Origin of the sequence: Streptomyces sp. DH41, from assembly GCF_029813785.1 — a bacterium.
Lineage (GTDB): Bacteria > Actinomycetota > Actinomycetes > Streptomycetales > Streptomycetaceae > Streptomyces.
In genome coordinates this window covers 15,230-34,951 of record NZ_JARVKY010000001.1, presented here as the reverse complement: position 1 = coordinate 34,951, position 19,722 = coordinate 15,230, and the positions used below count along the sequence as shown (strand labels likewise).

Genomic DNA, 19,722 nt, shown 5'->3' with positions numbered 1-19,722 from the left:
GGGGCCCGAGATCCGTTACGAACCGACCTTGCGCTTGTTCCACACGTCGAACCCGACCGCCGCCAGCAGTACCGCGCCCTTGATGACCTGCTGCCAGTCGGTGCCGATGCCGACGAGGTTCATGCCGTTGTTCAGCACGCCCAGGACCAGACCGCCGATGATCGCGCCGAGGACCGTGCCGACGCCGCCGCTCATCGACGCGCCGCCGATGAACGAGGCGGCGATGGCCTCCAGCTCGAAGTTGAGGCCGGCCTTGGGAGAGGCCGCGTTGAAGCGGGCGGCGAAGACCAGACCCGCCAGGGCCGCGAGCATGCCCATGTTCAGGAAGACCAGGAAGGTGACCTTCTTGTCCTTCACGCCCGACAGCTTGGCCGCGGGCAGGTTGCCGCCGATGGCGTAGATGTGGCGGCCGATGATCGCGTTGCGCATCAGGTAGCCGAACCCGACGACCAGCACGCCCAGGATGAGCAGCACGACCGGGGCGCCCTTGTAGCTGGCGAGCAGCAGCGTGACGACGAGGACGGCGGAGACCAGTGCGACCAGCTTGAGCACGAACAGCTTGACCGGGGGCACCTCGAGGGCGAACTCCAGCTGCCGCTTGCGGTCGCGGACCTCCTGGAACACCACGAAGGCGATCAGGGCGAAGCCCAGCAACAGCGTGAGGTTGTGGTAGTTGGTGTTCGGGCCGACCTCGGGCAGGAAGCCGTTGGCGATCTTCTGCAGGTCCTTGGGGAACGGGCCGAGGGTCTGGCCCTTCAGGAAGATCTCCGTCAGACCGCGGAAGAGCAGCATGCCCGCCAAGGTCACGATGAACGACGGTATGCCCAGATAGGCGATGAAGAACCCTTGTACGGATCCCGCGAGGGCGCCGATGGCCAGACACAGGATGACCGCGACCGGCCAGGGCAGATCGTTCTTGACCATCAGGACGGCGGCCATCGAGCCGATGAACGCGGTCAGTGAGCCCACCGACAGGTCGATGTGGCCCGCGATGATGACGAGCATCATGCCGATCGCGAGGATCAGGATGTAGCTGTTCTGCAGCACCAGGTTGGAGACGTTGCGCGGCAGCAGCAGGTCGCCGTCGGACCACACCGCGAACAGCACCACGATCAGGCCGAGGGCCATCAGCATGCCGTACTGGCGCATGTTGCGGCGCATGCCGTCGAGCATCAGCCGCAGCAGGCCGTCGCCGGAGGCCGACCCGCCTCTGCCGGACGGCGCGGGGGCCGGGGTCTTGGCGGTCACGTCCGTGCTCATCGGGTTACCTCGTTGTCCTTCTTGTCCTTCGTCATACGACGCATCAGCGCTTCCTGCGAGGCCTCGGCCCGCGAGAACTCACCCGTGAGCCGCCCGGCGGCCATCGTGTAGATCCGGTCGCACATGCCGAGCAGCTCCGGCAGTTCGGAGGAGATGAAGACGACCGCCTTGCCCTGGGCCGCCAGCTGGTCGATGACCGTGTAGATCTCGTACTTGGCACCCACGTCGATGCCGCGCGTGGGCTCGTCCAGGATCAGCACGTCGGGACCCGCGAAGATCCACTTGCTGAGGACGACCTTCTGCTGGTTGCCGCCGGACAGCTTGCCCACCGGCTCGAAGACGGTCGGCGCCTTGATGTTCATGGACTTGCGGAAGTCCTCGGCGACCTGGCGTTCCCCGTGCTCGTCGACCACACCCCGTTTGGAGACCTTGCCCAGCGCGGTCAGCGAGATGTTCCGGTTGATGGTGTCGATGAGGTTGAGGCCGTAGTGCTTGCGGTCCTCGGTGACGTACGCGATGCCGTGCCCCACCGCCTCCGGGACGGTCTTCGTACGGATCTCCTTGCCGTCCCTGAGGACCGTGCCGCCCGCGTGCCGGCCGTAGGTGCGGCCGAAGACGCTCATCGCCAGTTCGGTGCGGCCGGCGCCCATCAGCCCGGCGATGCCGACGATCTCGCCGCGCCGCACCTCGATCGAGACGTCGTCGACGACCTTGCGCTGCTGGTCGATGGGGTGGTGCACGGTCCAGTTGCGGATCTCCAGGGCCGGTGCGGAGCCCTCCTCGGGGTGGTGCGGGGTCCGCTCCGGGAAGCGGTTCTCCAGGTCGCGGCCGACCATCCCGCTGATGATCCGGTCCTCGGTCGTCTCCTTCGCCTTCACGTCGAGCGTCTCGATGGAATGCCCGTCGCGGATGATCGTGACCGAGTCGGCGACCCGGCGGATCTCATTCAGCTTGTGCGAGATGATGATCGAGGTCATGCCCTGTTCCTTCAGCGAGAGGATCAGGTCGAGGAGCTTGCCGCTGTCCTCGTCGTTGAGCGCCGCCGTCGGCTCGTCGAGGATGAGCAGCTTCACCTTCTTCGACAGCGCCTTGGCGATCTCCACCAGCTGCTGCTTGCCCACGCCGATGTCGGCGACCCGGGTCTCCGGGTGCTCGTCGAGGCCGACCTGGCGCAGCAGTTCGGTGGCGTGCTTGAGGGTGTCGTGCCAGTTGATCAGTCCGCGCTTGGCGTGCTCGTTGCCGAGGAAGATGTTCTCCGCGATGGACAGATACGGCACCAGCGCCAGCTCCTGGTGGATGATCACGATGCCGTGCCGCTCGCTCGCCCGGATGTCCTTGAACCGGCAGGTCTCGCCTTCAAAGAGGATGTCCCCCTCGTAGCTGCCGTGCGGATGGACGCCGGAGAGCACCTTCATCAGGGTCGACTTGCCGGCGCCGTTCTCGCCGCAGATGGCGTGGACCTCGCCCTGGCGGACGGTCAGCGTGACGTCCGACAGCGCTTTGACACCGGGAAAGGTCTTGACGATCGAGCGCATTTCCAGGACGGGTCCCGCCATGGTCGTGCCTTCCAATCCTTGTGGGGCCCGGTTACTTGAGGTCGTCCGCGGAGTAGGTGCCGCCGTCGATGAGGACCTTCTCGTAGTTGCTCTTGTCGACGCTGACCGGCTGCAGCAGGTAGGCGGGGACGACCTTGGCACCGTTGTCGTACGACTTGGTGTCGTTGACCTCGGGCTTCTTGTCGTTGAGGGAGGCTTCGACCATGTTCGAGGCGACCTTGGCGAGTTCGCGGAGGTCCTTGAAGACGGTCTGCGTCTGCTGGCCCGCGATGATCGACTTCACCGAGGCGACCTCCGCGTCCTGGCCCGTGACGACCGGCATGGGCTTGCTGCCCGAGCCGTAGCCGTCCGACTTCAGGGCGGACAGGATGCCGATGGAGATGCCGTCGTAGGGCGAGAGCACCGCGTCGACCCGGGCGCTGCGGTAGCTGGAGGTGAGCAGGTCGTCCATGCGCTTCTGCGCGGTGCCGCCGTCCCAGCGCAGGGTGGTGACCTGGTTGAGGTCGGTCTGCTTGGACCGGACGACCAGGTCGCCCTTGTCCATGTACGGCTTCAGGACGTTCATCGCGCCCCGGAAGAAGTACCCGGTGTTGTTGTCGTCGTTGGAGCCGGCGAACAGCTCGATGTTGAAGGGGCCCTTCTTGCCGTCCTTCAGACCGAGCTTGTCCACGATGTAGGTGCCCTGCAGCTCGCCGACCTTCTCGTTGTCGAACGAGGCGTAGTAGTCGACGTTCTCCGTGCCGAGGATCAGCCGGTCGTAGGAGATGACCGGGATGTCGGCGTCCTTGGCCTGCTGGAGCACGTTGCCCAGGGACTTGTTGTCGATCGCGGCGATGACCAGGGCGTCCACGCCCTGCGTGATCATGTTCTCGATCTGGGAGACCTGCTGGTCCGGGTCGTCCTCGCCGTAGACGAGCTTGGTCTCATAGCCCTTGGCCTTCAGTTCCTTCTCTACATTGGCGCCGTCGGAGATCCAGCGCTCGGAGGACTTGGTGGGCATCGCGATGCCGATGGTGGCGCCGTCGTCGCCGCCCTTGTTCTCCTCGCTGCCGCCCTCGCTGTTCTGGCCACAGGCGGTCAGGGTGAGGGCGAGGGAGGCGGCGGAGGCTACGGCGGCGAGTGCGGCTCTGCGGTTGCGCATGGTCATCATCCTTGATGTGGGTGCAGGGCTCGGTCGGGTGGTGGTGCCGGCACGCAAGAAGCTGAGGGTGGAGCCGAGTGGGAATCGAGGGTGGAGCCGAGGGTGGAACGACCGAGAGCAGGTGTGTGGGATTGTGCGCGGCTGTGTCTTCTTTTGTGAAGGGAGTTTCCGGAACGTTATGACGAGATCTCGAACCGGTTGAGCGAGCCCGGCAGCCGGGTGCCGAGCGGAGCCATGTCCCCGTCCGCCCCGTGCCGCGCGAGCAGATCGAGGGCGAGCCGGCCGCGCCGCACCCGCTCCTTGGCGGTGGTCAGCGTCAGTTCCCGCAGGTGGTGGCCGTACGGATAGATCCCGGGCGCCTTGGAGAGACCGAACTTCAGGTACAGCGGGGCGCCGCGCCGGACCAGCTCGGCGACCTCGTACATCCGCACATAGCCGCCGAGGTCGTCGGGGGCCTCGATGTACATGTCCATCGGCGCGGCCGAAACCCGTCTGATCTCGGTCAGGTGGTCCGGCGTCAGGTCGCTGGGCACGTTGATGGAGTCGGCGCCGAGTCGCTCGTACACCGCGTACGAGGCCGGGTTGACCGGTCCCACGAGCGCCGACAGCTTGAGCGTGGTGTCGGTGGGGAGGATGCCGGCCGTGCGCGCCCGGTGCAGCGTCCACAGCACGCCCTCGTCGGCGACGAGCAGGCACTTGACGCCCAGCTCCGTGGCCCGGACGGCGTCTTCGACGCACCCGGCGACCGCGTCGTGGCCGCGTGCCCTCAGGCCCGCGCCGCCCGAGTCGGTCCGGGTGGAGCCGCCGATGTCCCAGGTGCCGCGCGGGCCGGTGAACAGGCAGAGCTCGATGTCGCGTTCGGCGGTGGCCTCGACCATCTCGGTGATCTCGGCGTCGGTCAGCATCCAGACACCGCTGCCCTGGCTGATCCGGTGGATCGGCACGTCGAGCCGTGAGGACTCCTTCAGGACCACCCCCAGCGCCTCCGGCCCCTCGCAGGAGGGGATCTCGGTGCGCCAGCGGCCGCCGCCCGGGAAGGAGTGCGGCGAGGCGTCGGCGGGGTCGAGGGCGGGCGCGGCCAGGCCGAGGGCGGTGAGCGCCTGCTCACCGGGCCTGCGTGCGGCGGCCTTGGCGGCGGAAGCGTCGGTCACAAGCTGTCCTTAGTGTTCGGTATTTCGGACGAAGTTCGCGGCTACAGGCGGACGAAGTTCGCGGTCGCGGGCGGGGGAGGAGCCCGTGCGGATGGGTGTACGCCGGTACGGAGGCCGTCAGGTCGCCCCCGTACCGGCGTACGGCTCAGGGGTGGGCGTCAGGGACGCAGCAGCACCTTGCCGACCTTCGGGTCTCCGGATCCCACCAGCTCGATGGCCTGCTGGAACTCCGTGAGGGGCAGCTCGTGCGTCACCAGCGGCCGTGGGTCGAGCAGACCGGCCGCGAAGACCCGCACGGTGTGCGCCCACGCGTCCGGCGGCGCCCCGAAGACGGTGTGCACCTCGAGCTGCCGTACGACCAGGTCGGTCGGGTCCAGCCCGTCGGCCCCCGGCGCCGGGATACCGGTCAGCACCAGCCGTCCGCCTCTGCGCAGCAGCCCGGCGGCGGTGCGGGCGGCGTCGGCGGACCCGGCGGTCTCGATCACGACGTCGAAGTCGTCCGCAAGGAGCTGGTCCTTCGTCCGGAAGTCGCTCGCGCCGTACTGCCGCGAGAGCGCCTCCCGGTCCCCGCGCGTGCCGACGACCAGCAGTTCGCCCGGGGACGCGGCGCGCAGGAACTGCACGGCGAACATGCCGAGCGTCCCGGTGCCGACGACGGCGACCCGCTCACCGGGGCGGGCGTTGGCCTTGAGCGCGGCGGCGGCGATGCAGGCGGCCGGCTCCAGCAGGGCGGCGGCGGTGAGGTCGGCGCCGTCGGGCAGGACGTGCAGGAGGCGGGCGGGCAGCGTCAGCGTGGGCGCCATGGCCCCCGGCTGGGTGAACCCCGTCTCCTCGTACCCCGCCGTGCACAGCGTCGTGTCGCCCGCGTGACAGCGGTCGCAGACCTGGCAGTTGCGGAATCCCTCGCCGACGACCCCGCGCCCGACGAGCGACGCGGGCACCCCGGCGCCGACCCGCTCCACCGTCCCGGACCATTCGTGTCCGGGAGTGAGCGGGTAACGGACGTAGCCCTCGGGCCGGTTGCCCTGGTACACCTCGCGGTCGCTGCCGCAGATCCCGGCCGCGTGCACCGTCACCAGCGCCTCGCCGGGGCCGGGCTCACGCGGCTCGTGCGGCACGAGCCGGTGCTCGCCCGGCGCCTCGATGACGACGGCGCCGCTCATGCCCCGGCACCCTTGGGCTTGCGCTGCTCCCAGCCCTCGGCCCACAGGTCGAACCGCGCCTGCTGCTGCGGGAACTCGGCCGCCGCGTCGGTGTCCAGCTCGACCCCGAGGCCGGGCGCGTCGGAGAGGTGGAAGCAGCCGTCCTCCGGGTTCACCTGCGGCGCCCCCTTCACTACCTTCTTGATCTCCGCGTCCGCGAAGTCGTTGAAGTGCTCCAGGATCTTGAAGTTCGGGGAGGTGAAGCCGACCTGGAGGCTGGCGGCGGTCAGGACCGGGCCGCCCACGTTGTGCGGGGCCACGAGCGTGTAGTGGGTCTCGGCGGTGGCGGCGAGCTTGCGGGTCTCCCAGATGCCTCCGATGTGGCCGACGTCGGGCTGGATGATGTCCACCGACTGGTCCTCGAACAGCTCCCGGAACTCGATCCGGTCGTGGATGCGCTCGCCGGTGGCGACCGGGATGTCGACCTTCTCGGCGACCTTCCGCAGCGCCTTGAGGTTCTCCGGCGGCACCGGCTCCTCCAGCCAGGCCGGCTTGAAGGGCGCGAGTTCCCGCGCGAGCCGGACGGCGGTGGAGGGCGAGAACCGGCCGTGCATCTCCAGCATCAGCTCGGCGTCCGGCCCGATCGCGTCCCGCACGGCCTCGATCAGCGACACGGCGTAGTTCGTCTGCCGCTGGTCCAGCTCGAAGTGCCCGGTGCCGAACGGGTCGATCTTCAGCGCCCGGTACCCGCGCTCCATGACGCCCTGCGCGGCCTTGTGGTACGCCTCCGGCGTCCGCTCGGTGGTGTACCACCCGTTGGCGTACGCCTTCACCTTGTCGGTGACCTTGCCGCCCAGCAGCTGCCAGACGGGGACGCCGAGGGCCTTGCCCTTGATGTCCCAGCAGGCCATCTCGACGACGGCGATACCGGACATCACGATCTCGCCGGCGCGGCCGTAGTCGCCGTACTTCATGCGGCGGACCAGGTCCTCGACAGCGAACGGGTCGGAGCCGAGAATGTGGTTGGCCTCGGCCTCCTTCAGATAGCCGAGGAGGGCGTCGGTGTGCCCCAGCATCCGGGTCTCGCCGACTCCGGTGATTCCCTCGTCGGTGTGCACCTGGACGTATGTCAGGTTGCGCCACGGCGTCCCGACCACGTGTGTGCTGATTCCGGTGATGCGCACGGCGGCTGCCCTTCGCTATGTTCGAGATTTCGTCACTCGTTCGAAATGCTGGCGTGACAGTAAGGAGGGGGCGGTCGGAGTGTCAATGGGTCGGACACATAACGGTTTCGGCAGTTTCGAAAGTGCGGGCGGAGGGGCCCCGGCCGCTTTCCCACACAACCTTCACAGCCGCCTCTAGGAACGCGCCCGTCGCGGAACTTAACCTTCCCGCGTCATGGACTACTGCAACCCGTGCCGACGGCACCTCAACGGCGCCCTCGCCTGCCCGGGGTGCGGTACGCCGGTCGAACAACTCCGTCTGCCGGTACCCGACTTGACGGAGGGTGAGGAACGGGCGCCACGGGCGGCCGACGAGGCGGACGCGCCCGACGAGGCCACCGGCGACCCCTCACCGGGCGGGCGGACCGGCCGTCGCGACCGCAAGGCCGCCGCACACCGCAGGCGTCGCCGCCGGGCCCTCTTCGCCACCGCGGGTTTCGTCCTGGCGGCCGGCGGACTGAGCCTCGCCGAACTCGGCGCCGACGCCCCGAACTCCCCGGCGAGACCGGCCGCGGCGGACGGCGAGACGACGGACGGCGGGGCGAGCCGGGAGGTGGGGCAGTCGTCGGCGGTCCCGGCCGAGGCCGCGTCGGGTGCGAACACGGACGCGACCTCGGGCACGCCGACCTCCGGCGCCTCGGCCTCCGCCTCCGCCTCCGCCTCCGCCTCGACAACGGTGTCGGCGTCGATGTCACCGGACGCGGAGAAGCCGAGGACGTCGGACCGGGCCGAGGCCCCCTCGACGCCCCCGCCGGCACCGGAGACGGCCCCCGCACCGGACCCGCCGTCCACGGCCCCGGACGACCCTTCCCCGACGACGACTCCGGCCCCGCCGACCTCACCGGATCCGACCCCGACCGAGACGTGCGACCGCTTCCTGTGGTGGTGCGCGTAGCCGACTGGTGGTGCGCGTAGCCGACGCGGCCGCCGCGACGCCTCCGGCTCAGTCCCCGAGCATCGTCCGCAACGCGTCCCGCAGAGCCACCCGCTCCCCCTCCGACAACCCCGCGAGCGGCTCCCGCGCGAACCGCAGCGACTCCCGCAGTCCCCGCGCCACCCGCCGCCCCTCCTCCGTCGCCGCCGCCACCTTCACCCGGCGGTCGCCGGGGTCCGGGCGCCGTTCGACCAGTCCGCGCGCCTCCAGCCGGTCCACGATCCCGGTGACGTTCGACGGCTCGCACCGCAGCTTCCGGGCTAGCTTCCGCATCGGCAGCGGCTCCAGCGAGAGCAGGCTGAGCAGCTTGGCCTGCGCCCCGGTCAGGGCGCGTTCCGCGGCGGCCTCCTCGTAGTCGGCGTGGAAGCGGGCCACGACCTCGCCGATCAGCTCGACGACTTCCAGGGTGAGAGCGTCGGGTCGGCGTGGGGTGTCGTGTGGTGTGGCCATGGAATCCAGGGTACCCATTTGTTTGACAACCTGAAATGTTCAGTCGCATGGTTGTTTCAGAGCCTGAAACATCTTCGGCGTCCGAAACGCCTTCGAAAGCCCCAGGAAAGGTGCCCCATGACCGACTCCCCCGCCCTCCCCGACGTGAACCGCGAATGGCACCTGGTCAGCCGTCCGGTCGGCTGGCCCAAGCCCGAGGACTTCGCCCTCGTCGAGGCGGAGCTGCCCACCCCGGGCGAGGACCAGGTGCTGGTGCGCAACCTGTACGTCTCCGTCGACCCCTACATGCGCGGCCGCATGAGCGCCGCCAAGTCCTACGTCGCCCCCTACGAGCTGGGCAAGCCCATGCAGGGCGGCGCGGTCGGCGAGGTCGTCGCCTCCAACGCCGAGGGCATCGCCGTCGGCGACCACGTCCTGCACTTCTTCGGCTGGCGCGAGTACGCCGCGGTGGACGCGAAGAACGCCGTCAAGGTGGACCCGGACGCGGCGCCGCTCTCGACGTACCTGGGCGTGCTCGGCATGACCGGGCTGACCGCCTACGCCGGTCTGCTGCGCACCGCCGCCTTCAAGGAGGGCGACGCGGTGTTCGTCTCCGGCGCGGCCGGTGCCGTCGGCAGCCAGGTCGGCCAGATTGCGAAGCTCAAGGGCGCCTCCCGGGTCATCGGCTCCGCCGGCTCGGACGAGAAGGTCAAGCTGCTCGTCGACGAGTACGGCTTCGACGCCGCCTTCAACTACAAGGAAGGCCCGGTGAGCGAGCAGCTGCGCGCCGCCGCCCCGGACGGCGTCGACGTCTACTTCGACAACGTGGGCGGCGACCACCTGGAGGCCGCCATCGGGTCCCTCAACCGGGACGGCCGCATCGCCATCTGCGGCGCGATCTCCGTCTACAACAACACCGAGCCCGCCCCGGGCCCGAAGAACCTCGCCCGCCTGATCCAGACCCGCGGCCGCATCGAGGGCTTCCTGGTCGGCGACCACTACGACCTCCAGCCCCAGTTCGTCCAGGAGGTCGGCCCCTGGGTCGCCTCCGGCAAGCTGAAGTACCGCGAGACGGTCGTCGAGGGCATCGACAACAACCTGGAGGCCTTCCTCGGCGTCCTGCGCGGCGACAACACCGGAAAGATGATCGTCAAGCTCTGACCCCCGCGCGGAAAGAGCGCCCTTCACTCGATTTCCGGCATGCGGTAGCGTCTTTCCGAAATCCGTCGTGGTCGTGGGCGCGAGTCACGGCGGACCGAGGAGGAAGACAACCGCATGCCCATTCAGCAGTCCGAGGTCCTCTACACCGCCGTCGCCACCGCCGAGAACGGCCGCGACGGACGGGTCGCCACCGATGACGGCAAGATCGACGTGGTCGTGAACCCGCCCAAGGAGATGGGCGGCAACGGCGCCGGCACCAACCCGGAGCAGCTGTTCGCCGCCGGGTACAGCGCCTGCTTCCAGGGCGCCCTCGGCGTCGTGGCCCGCCAGGAGGGCGCCGACATCACCGGTTCGACCGTCACCGCGAAGGTCGGCATCGGCAAGAACGACGACGGGTTCGGCATCATCGTCGAGATCTCCGCCGAGATCCCGTCGGTGGACGCGGACACCGCGCGGTCGCTGGTGGAGAAGGCCCACCAGGTCTGCCCGTACTCGAAGGCGACCCGCGGCAACATCACCGTGACGCTCGCCTGACCGGCGCTCGGACGCGTACGGGGCGGCGCTCGAGCACCGGGCGCCGCCCCGCCCGGTAGAGTTCCGCCCATGCGTGATCTTGGGGCGGGATTCGGCCATCTCCTGAAGGGCCAGCGCTGGGTGGCCCGGCACGGCAAGAGCTACGGCTTCGGGCTCGTCCCGGGTCTGATCACACTGGTCCTGTACGCGGCCGCGCTGGTCGCGCTGGCACTGTGGGGGACGGACTTCGTCGCTTGGGCGACCCCCTTCGCCGACGACTGGTCGAGCCCCTGGCTCGGGCTCTTCCGGGGCTTGCTCACCGCGGTCCTGTTCGCCCTCGCCCTGCTCCTGGCCGTCCTCACCTTCACCGCGGTCACGCTGCTGGTCGGCCAGCCCTTCTACGAGAGCCTCTCCGAGCGGGTGGACCGCGACGTCTCCCCGGACGGCACCGCTCCCGAGTCGGACCTGCCGCTCATGCGCGAGCTGTGGATCTCCGGCCGCGACAGCCTCCGGATCCTCGTCCGCGCCGCCGTCTGGGGCGTACTGCTCTTCGCCCTCGGTTTCATCCCGGTCGTCGGCCAGACGGTCGTCCCGGTGGTCGGCTTCTTCGTCACCGGCTTCTTCCTCACCGAGGAACTGGCCTCCGTCGCCCTCCAGCGCCGCGGGGTCGAACTGCGCGACCGCCTCGCGCTCCTGCGCTCCCGCAAGATGCTGGTCTGGGGCTTCGGTACCCCCCTGGGCGTCTCCTTCCTGGTGCCGTTCGTCGCCGTGTTCCTGATGCCGGGCGCGGTCGCCGGCGCCACCCTCCTCGCCCGGGAACTGCTGGGCGAGGAGACCCGCGACGGCGACGACGACCGCTCGGCCGGCGGTCCCGCCGACCCGGCGTTCAGCTCCCGTCCGCCCGGCCCGTTCGATCCGACCCATCCGACCCATCCGACCGGTCCGACCCATCCGACCGGTCCGACCCATCCGACCGGTCCGACCGGTCCGGCCCCGAGGCACTGACCGCCACGGCCACGATCGCCCGCACCTGCGCCACGATGTCCAGCCGGTTCCGCACGAACGCGGGATCGGTGACCGCCCCGGCCGCCGGAGCGGTGTTCCCGTCCCCGAACCGCAGCACCGGCGTGTGGACGTGCCCGCCCGGCAGCGAGCCGTGCAGCCCGAGCCGGTCGCGCAGCAGGGTCGCCCGGTAGGCGATCTCGTTGGACAGGTAGTCCCCGCCGCCGCCCGCGCGAGCCGTCGAACCGGGCGTGGGCCCGTCCGGCCGAACGACCGCCTCGGTGCCTCCCGCCGGGATCTCGGTCACGCTCGTGTTGTCGTACACGGGGAAGCGCCCGGTGTCCGCGGCCGTCATCGCCTCGTACGGCAGTGTGGTCGTCGTCCACTGCGGCTGCGAGGCCGGGTCGGCGACCGGGACCGTCTCCGTACGGGAGGCGTTCTCGTTGTCGGGGAAGCCGCCCCGCCAGGCCCCGTTGGTCCGCTCCACGTCGAACCGCCCGACCCGGCCCTGGCTCACGGTCGTGAACAGGTCCACCCTCGGCAGATGCGCCCGCAGCGCCCGCTCGACCGCGCCTTCCCCGAAGTCCCGCCAGCGCACTGGGAACACGGCCGTCTCCACCCGGGCGGGCCCCTCCGGTGTGTCGATCACCGTGCCGTCCAGGGCGAGCGCGGCGGCGCCGGACGGGTTGGAGATCCGGATGTCCCGGTCCAGGGTGAAGGGGTCGAAGCCGGTGAGCAGGACCCGCTTCACGCCCTTGCCGCGCCGGCCGTCCCCGCCGTGGGGGAGACGGATGTCGCTCTGGCCGCGTGAGGTGCGCTCCAGTTCCCCCAGCAGCGCGGCGCGCTGCCGCTCCGTCAGCCGGAAGCCCGGCTCCCAGGTGCGCAGTTCACGGGTCATCCCGAGCCGCGCCCAGTACAGCGGCCGGTCGTCGTCCCGGCTGAGGTCTCCGCGGGCCGGCCCGCGCCCCTGCACCCGGTCCACGGCCCGCCGCCACAGCGCGGAGCCCTCCCGCGCGACGACGCGGCGAGCCTCGCGGTAGGAGTCCGCCCGTCCGAGCCCGCGGGCGAACACCGGCGCCACCGTGGCGAATCCGGAGCGCCGCAGGATCTCCTGGGGCACGTCCCCGTCGAGCCGCCGCTCCTCGACGGTCGGCGCGGATACGGGTGCCGGTGCCGGTGCGGGGGCGGGGGTGGGTGCGGTGGCCGGTGGGGCCGCGGTGGCCGTCACCGGGACCGCGAGCCCCGCCACCAGGGCCAGCCCGAGTACGCCGATCCGAACGCGTGTGTGTGTCAAGGGAGTCCAGGTCCTTCCGTCGCAGTGGGGTGCGCTGTTGGACGGCGGCAGTATCCCGTGCCGGGAGGGACGCGCGCTACGGCGGGGATCCGGGACTGTTCCCGGCGGGCGGGCCTCATGGTGCGGTGACGGACTGGTGGTGCTGCTCGAACAGCACGTCGCCGTTCTCGTCGTACGCCGTGACCGTGAAGCCCGCGTCCGCCGTCGCGACCTCCCCGAACGCGTAGTACGCCCCCCAGCCCGGACCGTCCGGCAGGCGCAGCACGGCGGCGGTGCGGCGCGGCCCGGAGCCGGGGCCGACGGTGATCCTGGCCGGCGGGGCGGCCATGCGGAACGCTCCGTGGTAGAGGACGTACGCGTCGTCGACGTTCTTGCCGGAACTGAGGGTGCCGGGCCGGATGTTGGCACCGACGTCGTTCTTCGCCTGTTCGACCGACCCGCTGATGTCGCCGGGGCCCACGACGTAGTTCTGTCGGCCGTCGGGCAGCAGGGCCATGCTGAGTCCGTGCCCGATGTCCACGGACTGGTAGGGCCGCACGGTCCGCGGGGCCCGCTGCTCCTGAGACGGCGTGGGGCGGGGTGGCGCCGTAGCCGGTGGGGCGGGGGTGGCCGGGTCCGGTTCGGTCGGGGTGATCGGGCCCAGTGCCAGCAGCGCGGCGACCACGGCGACCGAGGCGGACCCGGCGGCCACGGCGGCCGCGGCGGCCCTGCGGCGGTGGCGCGCGCTGCGACGGCCCCTGCGCAGTACGTCGTCGATGGGGGCCGGGCCGAGGGGGAACCTGTCCGCCTCCTCGCGGAGCAGCTCACCGAGCCGTTCCTGGTCGTCGTTCACGGCTGCCGGTCCCCCTTCGTCCTGCGATGCGTGGCGAGTGCGTCCGGTCCGGGCACGACCGACTGCTCCCGTAGTCTGCGCAGTGCGCGAGCGGTATGGCTGCGCACCGTCCCGACGCCGGTGCCGAGCAGCTGGGCCACCTCCGTCTCGCTGCGGTCCTCCAGGTAGCGCAGCACGACGACGGTGCGCTGCTTCGCCGACAGCCGGGCGAGCGCGTCGAGCACCGCGCTGCGTTCGGCGACGGCGTCGTCGTGGCCGGGGGCGGTCCGTTCCGGGAAGCGGTTGGTCAGCCACTCGCCGACCTTGGCACGGCGGAGCCGGTCCACATTCGCGTTGATCATGATGCGCCACACATAGGAGTCGGGGTCGTCGGTGCGCTGGATGCGCTCCCACTTCACGTACGCCTTCGCCAGGGCGGCCTGTACCAGGTCCTCCGCGTCGTGGTGGTGTCCTGTCAGGAGGCGGGCGGACCGCAGCATTCTGGGCCAGCGGCTGACCGCGAACGCCTGGAAGTCCGCCTCCGTGCTCGTCTTCAATCGAGTCCTCGTGTCGCCGTCGGCGGTTACGGGCCCGCCGCCGTGCTGTCCCCCGACCGGCACGTCGGCGGGCCTCACCCCTGTGCGGGCGGCCGGTTCGTCAGCGGCCCGCGGGGAAGGGCCGGAAGGTCAGGTCGGCGAGTACCGAGCCGCCCGGCCCGTACGCGGTGACGACGACGGACTCCCGCGGTGCGCCGTCGCCCGCGGCGTCGTGGTAGTACGTGCCCCAGCCCGGTTCACCGGGCAGGCGCAGCATGCCCGCCTCCACCTCGGCGGCTCCGTCGACGCGCAGGGTGATGCGCGACGGCACCGTGTCCGTGCGGAAGGCGCCCGTGTAGAGGGCGTCGTCCCCTTCGGTGTGCAGCCCGCCGCTGAGGCTGTTGGGACGGATGCTGTCGCCGGCGTTCCCCTTGGACTGCTCGACGGACTCGGCGTAGTCGTCCCAGGCCACCACGTAGTTCTGCCGGCCCTCCGGCAGCAGGCCCATCTTCGCGCCCTGGCCGATCTCCACCGGCTGGTAGGGCCGCACGACGCGCGGCCCGTCGGTGTCGGCGGAGGAGGCGCGGGCGGGTGCCCGCGCGGGCAGCGCCTCGCGCGCCTCGACTGCGGCCGTGGCCGTGGTCGAGGCCGCTGTGGGCTGGGTGGCGCCGTTCACGGCGATTGCCGTGCCGCCCGCGCCGGCCACGGCGATGGCCGCGATTGCGGTCAGAACAAGCCGCTTCGTTCTCATGGGTCCTCCGGTGATCCGTCGATCGGTGCCTGGTTACACCTCTCAGACGGCGGGAGGACCCGGCGGCTATGTCAGGACGCGGCGATTTTCCGAGAAGGTGCCACGGCCGCCTCCGACGTGGGCGTGTGTGAAGGGTTCGTACGAACTCATGACCGGACGCCCGATCGCGGGCTGCCGGATCACCGCGACGATTAACGTCTGACTCCGGGACGCCCGCGCGGGTGCGCCCTCGCGAACAGCCCCGGTCCGGGACCTGACGGCCGGGCCGGGGCCGAGCCGGTGGGCGCGGCACCCGCCGCCGCTCACTACCGCACCGAGAAGCCGTACACCGTCTCCGAGCGGAACGCCTCGCCCGGCCGCAGCACCGTGCTCGGGAACTCCGGCCGGTTCGGGGAGTCGGGGAAGTGCTGCGTCTCCAGCGCGATGCCGTCACCGGGCGCGAAGGGCTCGCCCAGGTGGTCGGCGGTGTACAGCTGGAGGCCGGGTTCGGTCGTCGCCACCGTCAGCACGCGCCCCGACGCCGGGTCGTACAGCTCGGCGACCTCCTCGGCGGTGCCGGTCACGCCCTTGTCCAGGACGAAGTTGTGGTCGTAGCCCGCGCCGACCTTCCGCGCCCGCCGGAAGTCGAAGCGCGTGTCCGCCACGTCCCGCGGGCCACCCGCCGGGATCAGGTCGGCGTCGACCGGCGTGATCCGGGAGGCGGCCAGCCGCAGCTCGTGCCCGCCCGCGTGCCCGGAGCCCGCCCCGCCCAGATTGAAGTAGCTGTGGTTCGTCGGGTTCAGGACGGTCGGCGCGTCCGTGACCGCCTCGTACACGATCCGCAGCGCGCCCGACTCCTCCAGCGTGTACGTCGCCGACATCTCCAGCCGGCCCGGGAAGCCCTCCTCGCCGTGCGGACTGACCCGGCTCAGCCGGACACCGTGCCGCGCCGCGTCCCCGACGGGCGCCGCGTCCCACACACGCTTGTCGAAGCCGCGCTCGCCGCCGTGCAGCGAGTTCGGCCCATTGTTGAGCGCCAGCGAGTAGGTCCGCCCGTCCAGCAGGAAACGGCCGCCCGCGATCCGGTTGGCGTAGCGCCCGACGAGCGCGCCGAAGTAGGGCTCCGGGTGCGCCACATAGCCGTCCAGGTCGGCGAACCCCAGCACCACGTCGGCGGTGTCGCCGTCCCGGTCCGGGACCTCGGCCGACTGCACGATCCCGCCGTACGACAGCACCCGCACCCGTACGCCGCCCCGCTCCAGGGTCCAGCGGTGAACGGGGGTGCCGTCGGAAAGTGTGCCGAAGAGTTCGTTCATGTGCGGAACTCTAGGACACCGTCCCGCCCAGGTCAGGCCGGGTCATGCCACGTCAGGACGCGTCAGGACGCCTCGCGGTGACGGCGGCGTACGCGATCTCGGCCAGCCGGGCCTGGCCGTCCACGCTCGGGTGGAACCAGTCCCAGCGGCTCAACTGACCGGTGCCGAACCGGAACTCGTGCACCGCGCCGCCGTCGGTGCGGCACCGCCGGTCCTTCGCGCAGACCTCCCGCAGGACCTCGTTGTAGTCCTCCACCCGCTCCCGCACCGTGTTCCGCCGCAGCGTCGCCGCCGAGTCCAGGGAGTCCGCGTCCCCCAGCATCGACGGGCAGATGCCCAGCTTCCACACCTGCCTGCCCAGCGGGTTGGTGCGCCCCTGGGACCACAGCCGCTTCAGGTCCGGGATGCTCGCCACGTACACCTGCGCCTTGGGCAGTTCCCTGCGCAGGGTGCCCATCGCCTCCTCGAACTGAATCCGGAAGTCGGCCACCGACGTCATCGCCGAGGTCGTCGCCCGGCACGCGTCGTTCGCCCCCACCATCACCGCGACCAGCTCGGGCCTGTGCGCCGCCGCCCGGGTGACCTGCCCGGTCAGATCGGCCATCCGGGCCCCGGTGACCGCGTAGTTCCAGCTCCGCTCGGCCGCGTCCGCCTTCCCCAGCAGCCGTACGGCGAGACTGTCGACGTCGGTACTGCTGCCGGTCGCCCACGAGACCTCGGGGCAGTCCGACAGGACCGCGCAGGCGTCGAAGCCGCGGGTGATGGAATCGCCCACTGCGGCGACGGACTGCGGGCTCGTGTCCCAGACCGGGGCGGACTTCGGACGCTTGGAGGCGGCGTCGGACGGGGCGGGGGAGTCGCCGCCCACGGCATCGCAGCCGGTCAGGCCCAGGACGGCGGCGGTCAGGACGGCGAGCGCGGCACGCGCACGGCGTCGGCCGCTCCGCGTCCCCTGGTCCGTCCCCTGCCGCATACCGGTACCACCCCTCGCCTCGTGCCTCCAACGTCCTCAACCCATGACACCGCGCGAGGGTTCCCGAGGGCGGCGATGCGACGGCTCACACCCGCACAAGCGTCCTGCCGGGTGAATGGCGGAGGTTTGTCGGCAGCGGGACCGACGGTACGTCACACTCCTTGCCCTGTCGCACGGTAGCCTCGCCATCAACGTGGTCCGCCCGTCACGGCCGTTCCGCCCGTTCCGAGATGTCCCGCTCAGCCCGGAGGTTCCGGTGACGACACGTGGAGTTCTGTACGTGCACTCCGCGCCGCGCGCGCTCTGCCCGCACGTCGAGTGGGCCATCGCCGGCGTGCTCGGCACGCGCGTCAGCCTGGACTGGAGCCGGCAACCCGCCGCGCCCGGCACCTGGCGCTCGGAGTTCTCCTGGAAGGGCCAGGCCGGCATCGCCTCCAAGCTCGCCTCCGCGCTGCGCGGCTGGCAGTTGCTGCGCTTCGAGGTCACCGCGGAGCCGTCGGCGAACGCCGAGGGCGAGCGCTACAGCTGCACCCCCGAGCTGGGCATCTTCCACGCCGTCACCGGCATCCACGGCGACATCATGATCCCCGAGGACAGGCTGCGCGCCGCCCTGGTCCGCTCCCAGCGCGGCGAGACCGACCTGGAGTCCGACATCGCCAAGCTCCTCGGCAAGCCCTGGGACGACGAACTGGAGACCTTCCGGCACGCCGGCGAGGGCGCCCCGGTCCGCTGGCTGCACCAGGTGGTGTGAAACGCCGTCACCCGTCACCTGCCACCTGCCACCTGCCATAGGTAAGGGCCCCCATCCGGTCAGTCACCGGGTGGGGGCCCTTCACACGCGTACGGACGTCGCTCAGACCGTCCGGAACGCCAGGACGACATTGTGTCCACCGAAGCCGAACGAGTCGTTCAGCGCGGCGATGCGGCCCTCGACGGGCAGCTTGCGGGCCTCGCCGCGGACGATGTCCGCCGCGGCCTCGGCCTCGGGGTCGATGTTCTCGACGTTGATGGTCGGCGGCGCCACCCGGTGGTACAGGGCCAGCACGGTCGCGACGGACTCCACACCGCCCGCGCCACCGAGGAGGTGACCGGTCATCGACTTGGTGCCGGAGACCGCCATGTGGTCGACGTCGTCGCCGAGGACCTTGCGCAGCGCCTTCAGCTCGGCGATGTCACCGGCCGGCGTCGAGGTGGCGTGCGCGTTGACGTGCACGATCTCGGCCGGGTTCAGGTCGGTGTTGTCCAGCAGGTTCTGCAGGGCGTGCGAGATGCCGCGGCCCTCCGGCTCCGGCTGCACGATGTCGTGGCTGTCGGCGGAGATGCCCTGGCCGACCGCCTCCGCGTACACACGGGCACCGCGTGCCGCGGCGTGCTCGGCGGACTCCAGGACGAGGACGCCGGCGCCCTCACCGAGGACGAAGCCGTCGCGGCCCGTGTCGAAGGGGCGCGAGGCACCCTGCGGGTCGTCGTTGTTCTTGGACATCGCCATCATGTTGCCGAACGCGGCGATGGGCAGCGGGTGGATCGCCGCCTCCGTGCCACCCGCGACGACGATGTCGGCGCGGCCGGTGCGGATCATCTCGATGGCGTAGCCGATGGCCTCGGCGCCCGACGCGCAGGCGGAGACCGGCGTGTGCACGCCCGCCCGGGCGCCCACGGCCAGCCCCACGTTGGCGGACGGGCCGTTCGGCATCAGCATGGGGACGGTGTGCGGGGAGACGCGGCGGACGCCCTTCTCCTTGAGCACGTCGTACTGGTCGAGCAGGGTCGTCACGCCACCGATGCCGGAGGCGATGACCGCGCCGAGCCGGTGCGGGTCGACGCTGCCGCCTTCGCTCGTCTCGCCGGCCTTGCCGGTGAAGCCGGCGTCCTTCCAGGCCTCCTGCGCCGCGATCAGCGCGAACTGGGCCGAACGGTCCAGTCGGCGGGCCTGGGGCCGAGGGATGACCTCGGAGGGGTCCACGGCGACCGGTGCGGCGATGCGGACCGCCTGGTCGGCGGCCCACTCCTGCTCCAGGGGCTTGACGCCGGACTTGCCGGCGACCAGGCCTTCCCAGGTAGAGGCTGCGTCGCCACCCAGCGGTGTGGTTGCGCCGATACCGGTGACGACCACGGTGCGATTGGTCGAGCTCACGGGAATTCTTTCTCCAACGGGATACGGATTCGTACGGCGCCACCGCCGGGTGGCGGGGCAGTCAGCCCAGAGGCAGTGATCGGGCGATCAGCTCTGGTGCTTGAGGATGTAGTCGGTCGCGTCGCCGACCGTCTTGAGGTTCTTGACGTCCTCGTCCGGGATCTTGACGTCGAAGCGCTCTTCGGCGGCGACGACGACCTCGACCATGGACAGCGAGTCGACGTCCAGGTCGTCGGTGAAGGACTTGTCCAGCTGGACGTCCTCAACCGGGATGCCGGCGATCTCGTTCACGATCTCGGCGAGACCGGCGACGATCTCTTCCTGAGTGGCGGCCATGATGGCGCTCCTTCTTTGTTGTCCAGAGGGTGTGGCGGCCCACCGCGTCAGCGGCAGGTGGTGCTGGTCTCCGTCCCGGA

General features: G+C 70.9%; 20 protein-coding genes. 5 read left to right on the top strand and 15 right to left on the bottom strand.

The genetic code is table 11. From position 1 onward, the window contains the following. Nucleotides 1–15: 15 nt before the first annotated feature. From mmsB to QC283_RS00160, 6 genes are all read right to left on the bottom strand, one after another. Nucleotides 16–1,260, bottom strand: a complete 1,245-nt coding sequence (mmsB, locus tag QC283_RS00185; RefSeq protein WP_279559220.1) for a multiple monosaccharide ABC transporter permease — start codon at nt 1,258–1,260, stop codon at nt 16–18. Further along, complete coding sequence (gene mmsA / locus QC283_RS00180; RefSeq protein ID WP_279559219.1) at nt 1,257–2,816, bottom strand: multiple monosaccharide ABC transporter ATP-binding protein; 1,560 nt, start codon at nt 2,814–2,816, stop codon at nt 1,257–1,259. Before mmsA ends, mmsB begins: the two co-directional genes overlap by 4 nt. Before the next feature lie 31 nt (nt 2,817–2,847). Next, a complete protein-coding gene (gene chvE, locus QC283_RS00175) occupies nt 2,848–3,957 on the bottom strand; it encodes a multiple monosaccharide ABC transporter substrate-binding protein (protein ID WP_279559218.1) in 1,110 nt (369 codons plus the stop codon). A 176-nt stretch (nt 3,958–4,133) separates the two neighbouring features. After that, nucleotides 4,134–5,108 (bottom strand): hypothetical protein, encoded by a 975-nt coding sequence (locus QC283_RS00170; protein WP_279559217.1) that lies wholly within the window; start codon nt 5,106–5,108, stop codon nt 4,134–4,136. Between the two features lie 158 nt (nt 5,109–5,266). Continuing rightward, complete coding sequence (locus QC283_RS00165; RefSeq protein ID WP_279559216.1) at nt 5,267–6,271, bottom strand: zinc-dependent alcohol dehydrogenase; 1,005 nt, start codon at nt 6,269–6,271, stop codon at nt 5,267–5,269. Beyond that, entirely contained in the window at nt 6,268–7,434 is a 1,167-nt protein-coding gene (locus QC283_RS00160) for a mandelate racemase/muconate lactonizing enzyme family protein (protein WP_279559215.1), read from the bottom strand. Before QC283_RS00160 ends, QC283_RS00165 begins: the two co-directional genes overlap by 4 nt. Nucleotides 7,435–7,648: 214 nt before the next feature. On the opposite strand from QC283_RS00160, the gene QC283_RS00155 reads away from it, so the two are divergent. Then, nucleotides 7,649–8,368 (top strand): SCO2400 family protein, encoded by a 720-nt coding sequence (locus QC283_RS00155; protein WP_279559214.1) that lies wholly within the window; start codon nt 7,649–7,651, stop codon nt 8,366–8,368. Between the two features lie 48 nt (nt 8,369–8,416). Here QC283_RS00155 and QC283_RS00150 read toward each other — a convergent pair whose 3' ends face one another. Continuing rightward, nucleotides 8,417–8,857 carry a MarR family winged helix-turn-helix transcriptional regulator gene (locus QC283_RS00150; protein ID WP_279559213.1) on the bottom strand — a complete coding sequence of 147 codons (441 nt, stop codon included), beginning with the start codon at nt 8,855–8,857 and terminating at the stop codon, nt 8,417–8,419. Nucleotides 8,858–8,974: 117 nt separating this feature from the next. Here QC283_RS00150 and QC283_RS00145 point away from each other — a divergent pair, with 117 nt between their 5' ends. The 3 genes from QC283_RS00145 to QC283_RS00135 all read left to right on the top strand — a co-directional run bounded on the left by QC283_RS00145 (nt 8,975) and on the right by QC283_RS00135 (nt 11,515). Then, the gene (locus tag QC283_RS00145) at nt 8,975–9,997 is read left to right on the top strand and encodes an NADP-dependent oxidoreductase (protein WP_279559212.1); all 1,023 of its coding nucleotides are present in this window, start codon (nt 8,975–8,977) and stop codon (nt 9,995–9,997) included. A gap of 114 nt (nt 9,998–10,111) precedes the next feature. Beyond that, nucleotides 10,112–10,531, top strand: a complete 420-nt coding sequence (locus tag QC283_RS00140) for an organic hydroperoxide resistance protein (protein ID WP_279559211.1) — start codon at nt 10,112–10,114, stop codon at nt 10,529–10,531. A gap of 69 nt (nt 10,532–10,600) precedes the next feature. After that, a complete protein-coding gene (locus QC283_RS00135; protein ID WP_279559210.1) occupies nt 10,601–11,515 on the top strand; it encodes an EI24 domain-containing protein in 915 nt (304 codons plus the stop codon). Here QC283_RS00135 and QC283_RS00130 read toward each other — a convergent pair. The 6 genes from QC283_RS00130 to QC283_RS00105 form a co-directional block, all read right to left on the bottom strand. Continuing rightward, nucleotides 11,397–12,806, bottom strand: a complete 1,410-nt coding sequence (locus tag QC283_RS00130) for a pyroglutamyl peptidase (protein WP_279559209.1) — start codon at nt 12,804–12,806, stop codon at nt 11,397–11,399. The genes QC283_RS00135 and QC283_RS00130 overlap by 119 nt on opposite strands. Nucleotides 12,807–12,921: 115 nt before the next feature. Then, nucleotides 12,922–13,638, bottom strand: a complete 717-nt coding sequence (locus tag QC283_RS00125; protein WP_279559208.1) for a hypothetical protein — start codon at nt 13,636–13,638, stop codon at nt 12,922–12,924. After that, the gene (locus QC283_RS00120) at nt 13,635–14,174 is read right to left on the bottom strand and encodes a SigE family RNA polymerase sigma factor (RefSeq protein ID WP_279559207.1); all 540 of its coding nucleotides are present in this window, start codon (nt 14,172–14,174) and stop codon (nt 13,635–13,637) included. The genes QC283_RS00125 and QC283_RS00120 overlap by 4 nt, the downstream gene beginning before the upstream one ends. 100 nt (nt 14,175–14,274) lie before the next feature. Further along, on the bottom strand, nt 14,275–14,904 hold the full coding sequence (locus QC283_RS00115; protein ID WP_279559206.1) for a hypothetical protein: 630 nt from the start codon (nt 14,902–14,904) through the stop codon (nt 14,275–14,277). Between the two features lie 305 nt (nt 14,905–15,209). Next, nucleotides 15,210–16,199, bottom strand: a complete 990-nt coding sequence (locus QC283_RS00110) for an aldose epimerase family protein (protein WP_279559205.1) — start codon at nt 16,197–16,199, stop codon at nt 15,210–15,212. A gap of 52 nt (nt 16,200–16,251) precedes the next feature. Next, a complete protein-coding gene (locus QC283_RS00105; protein ID WP_279559204.1) occupies nt 16,252–17,172 on the bottom strand; it encodes an SGNH/GDSL hydrolase family protein in 921 nt (306 codons plus the stop codon). 256 nt (nt 17,173–17,428) lie between these two features. Between QC283_RS00105 and QC283_RS00100 the strand changes: the two genes are divergently transcribed. Further along, the gene (locus QC283_RS00100; RefSeq protein ID WP_279559203.1) at nt 17,429–17,923 is read left to right on the top strand and encodes a DUF3145 domain-containing protein; all 495 of its coding nucleotides are present in this window, start codon (nt 17,429–17,431) and stop codon (nt 17,921–17,923) included. A 102-nt stretch (nt 17,924–18,025) separates the two neighbouring features. On the opposite strand, the gene QC283_RS00095 is transcribed toward QC283_RS00100, so the two are convergent. Continuing rightward, nucleotides 18,026–19,306: a beta-ketoacyl-[acyl-carrier-protein] synthase family protein gene (locus tag QC283_RS00095; protein WP_279559202.1), complete on the bottom strand. Its 1,281-nt coding sequence runs from the start codon at nt 19,304–19,306 to the stop codon at nt 18,026–18,028. Between the two features lie 87 nt (nt 19,307–19,393). Further along, the gene (locus QC283_RS00090; protein ID WP_121746777.1) at nt 19,394–19,642 is read right to left on the bottom strand and encodes an acyl carrier protein; all 249 of its coding nucleotides are present in this window, start codon (nt 19,640–19,642) and stop codon (nt 19,394–19,396) included. Nucleotides 19,643–19,722 lie beyond the last annotated feature (80 nt).

What these genes read in the sequence shown, in the direction of transcription:
- QC283_RS00140 (WP_279559211.1), top strand. Translation starts at nt 10,112, where the DNA reads ATGCCCATTCAGCAGTCCGAGGTCCTCTACACCGCCGTCGCCACCGCC.
- QC283_RS00165 (WP_279559216.1), bottom strand. Translation starts at nt 6,271, where the DNA reads ATGAGCGGCGCCGTCGTCATCGAGGCGCCGGGCGAGCACCGGCTCGTG.
- QC283_RS00135 (WP_279559210.1), top strand. Translation starts at nt 10,601, where the DNA reads ATGCGTGATCTTGGGGCGGGATTCGGCCATCTCCTGAAGGGCCAGCGC.
- mmsA (WP_279559219.1), bottom strand. Translation starts at nt 2,816, where the DNA reads ATGGCGGGACCCGTCCTGGAAATGCGCTCGATCGTCAAGACCTTTCCC.
- QC283_RS00110 (WP_279559205.1), bottom strand. Translation starts at nt 16,199, where the DNA reads ATGAACGAACTCTTCGGCACACTTTCCGACGGCACCCCCGTTCACCGC.
- mmsB (WP_279559220.1), bottom strand. Translation starts at nt 1,260, where the DNA reads ATGAGCACGGACGTGACCGCCAAGACCCCGGCCCCCGCGCCGTCCGGC.
- QC283_RS00155 (WP_279559214.1), top strand. Translation starts at nt 7,649, where the DNA reads ATGGACTACTGCAACCCGTGCCGACGGCACCTCAACGGCGCCCTCGCC.
- QC283_RS00145 (WP_279559212.1), top strand. Translation starts at nt 8,975, where the DNA reads ATGACCGACTCCCCCGCCCTCCCCGACGTGAACCGCGAATGGCACCTG.
- QC283_RS00105 (WP_279559204.1), bottom strand. Translation starts at nt 17,172, where the DNA reads ATGCGGCAGGGGACGGACCAGGGGACGCGGAGCGGCCGACGCCGTGCG.
- QC283_RS00150 (WP_279559213.1), bottom strand. Translation starts at nt 8,857, where the DNA reads ATGGCCACACCACACGACACCCCACGCCGACCCGACGCTCTCACCCTG.
- chvE (WP_279559218.1), bottom strand. Translation starts at nt 3,957, where the DNA reads ATGCGCAACCGCAGAGCCGCACTCGCCGCCGTAGCCTCCGCCGCCTCC.
- QC283_RS00090 (WP_121746777.1), bottom strand. Translation starts at nt 19,642, where the DNA reads ATGGCCGCCACTCAGGAAGAGATCGTCGCCGGTCTCGCCGAGATCGTG.
- QC283_RS00115 (WP_279559206.1), bottom strand. Translation starts at nt 14,904, where the DNA reads ATGAGAACGAAGCGGCTTGTTCTGACCGCAATCGCGGCCATCGCCGTG.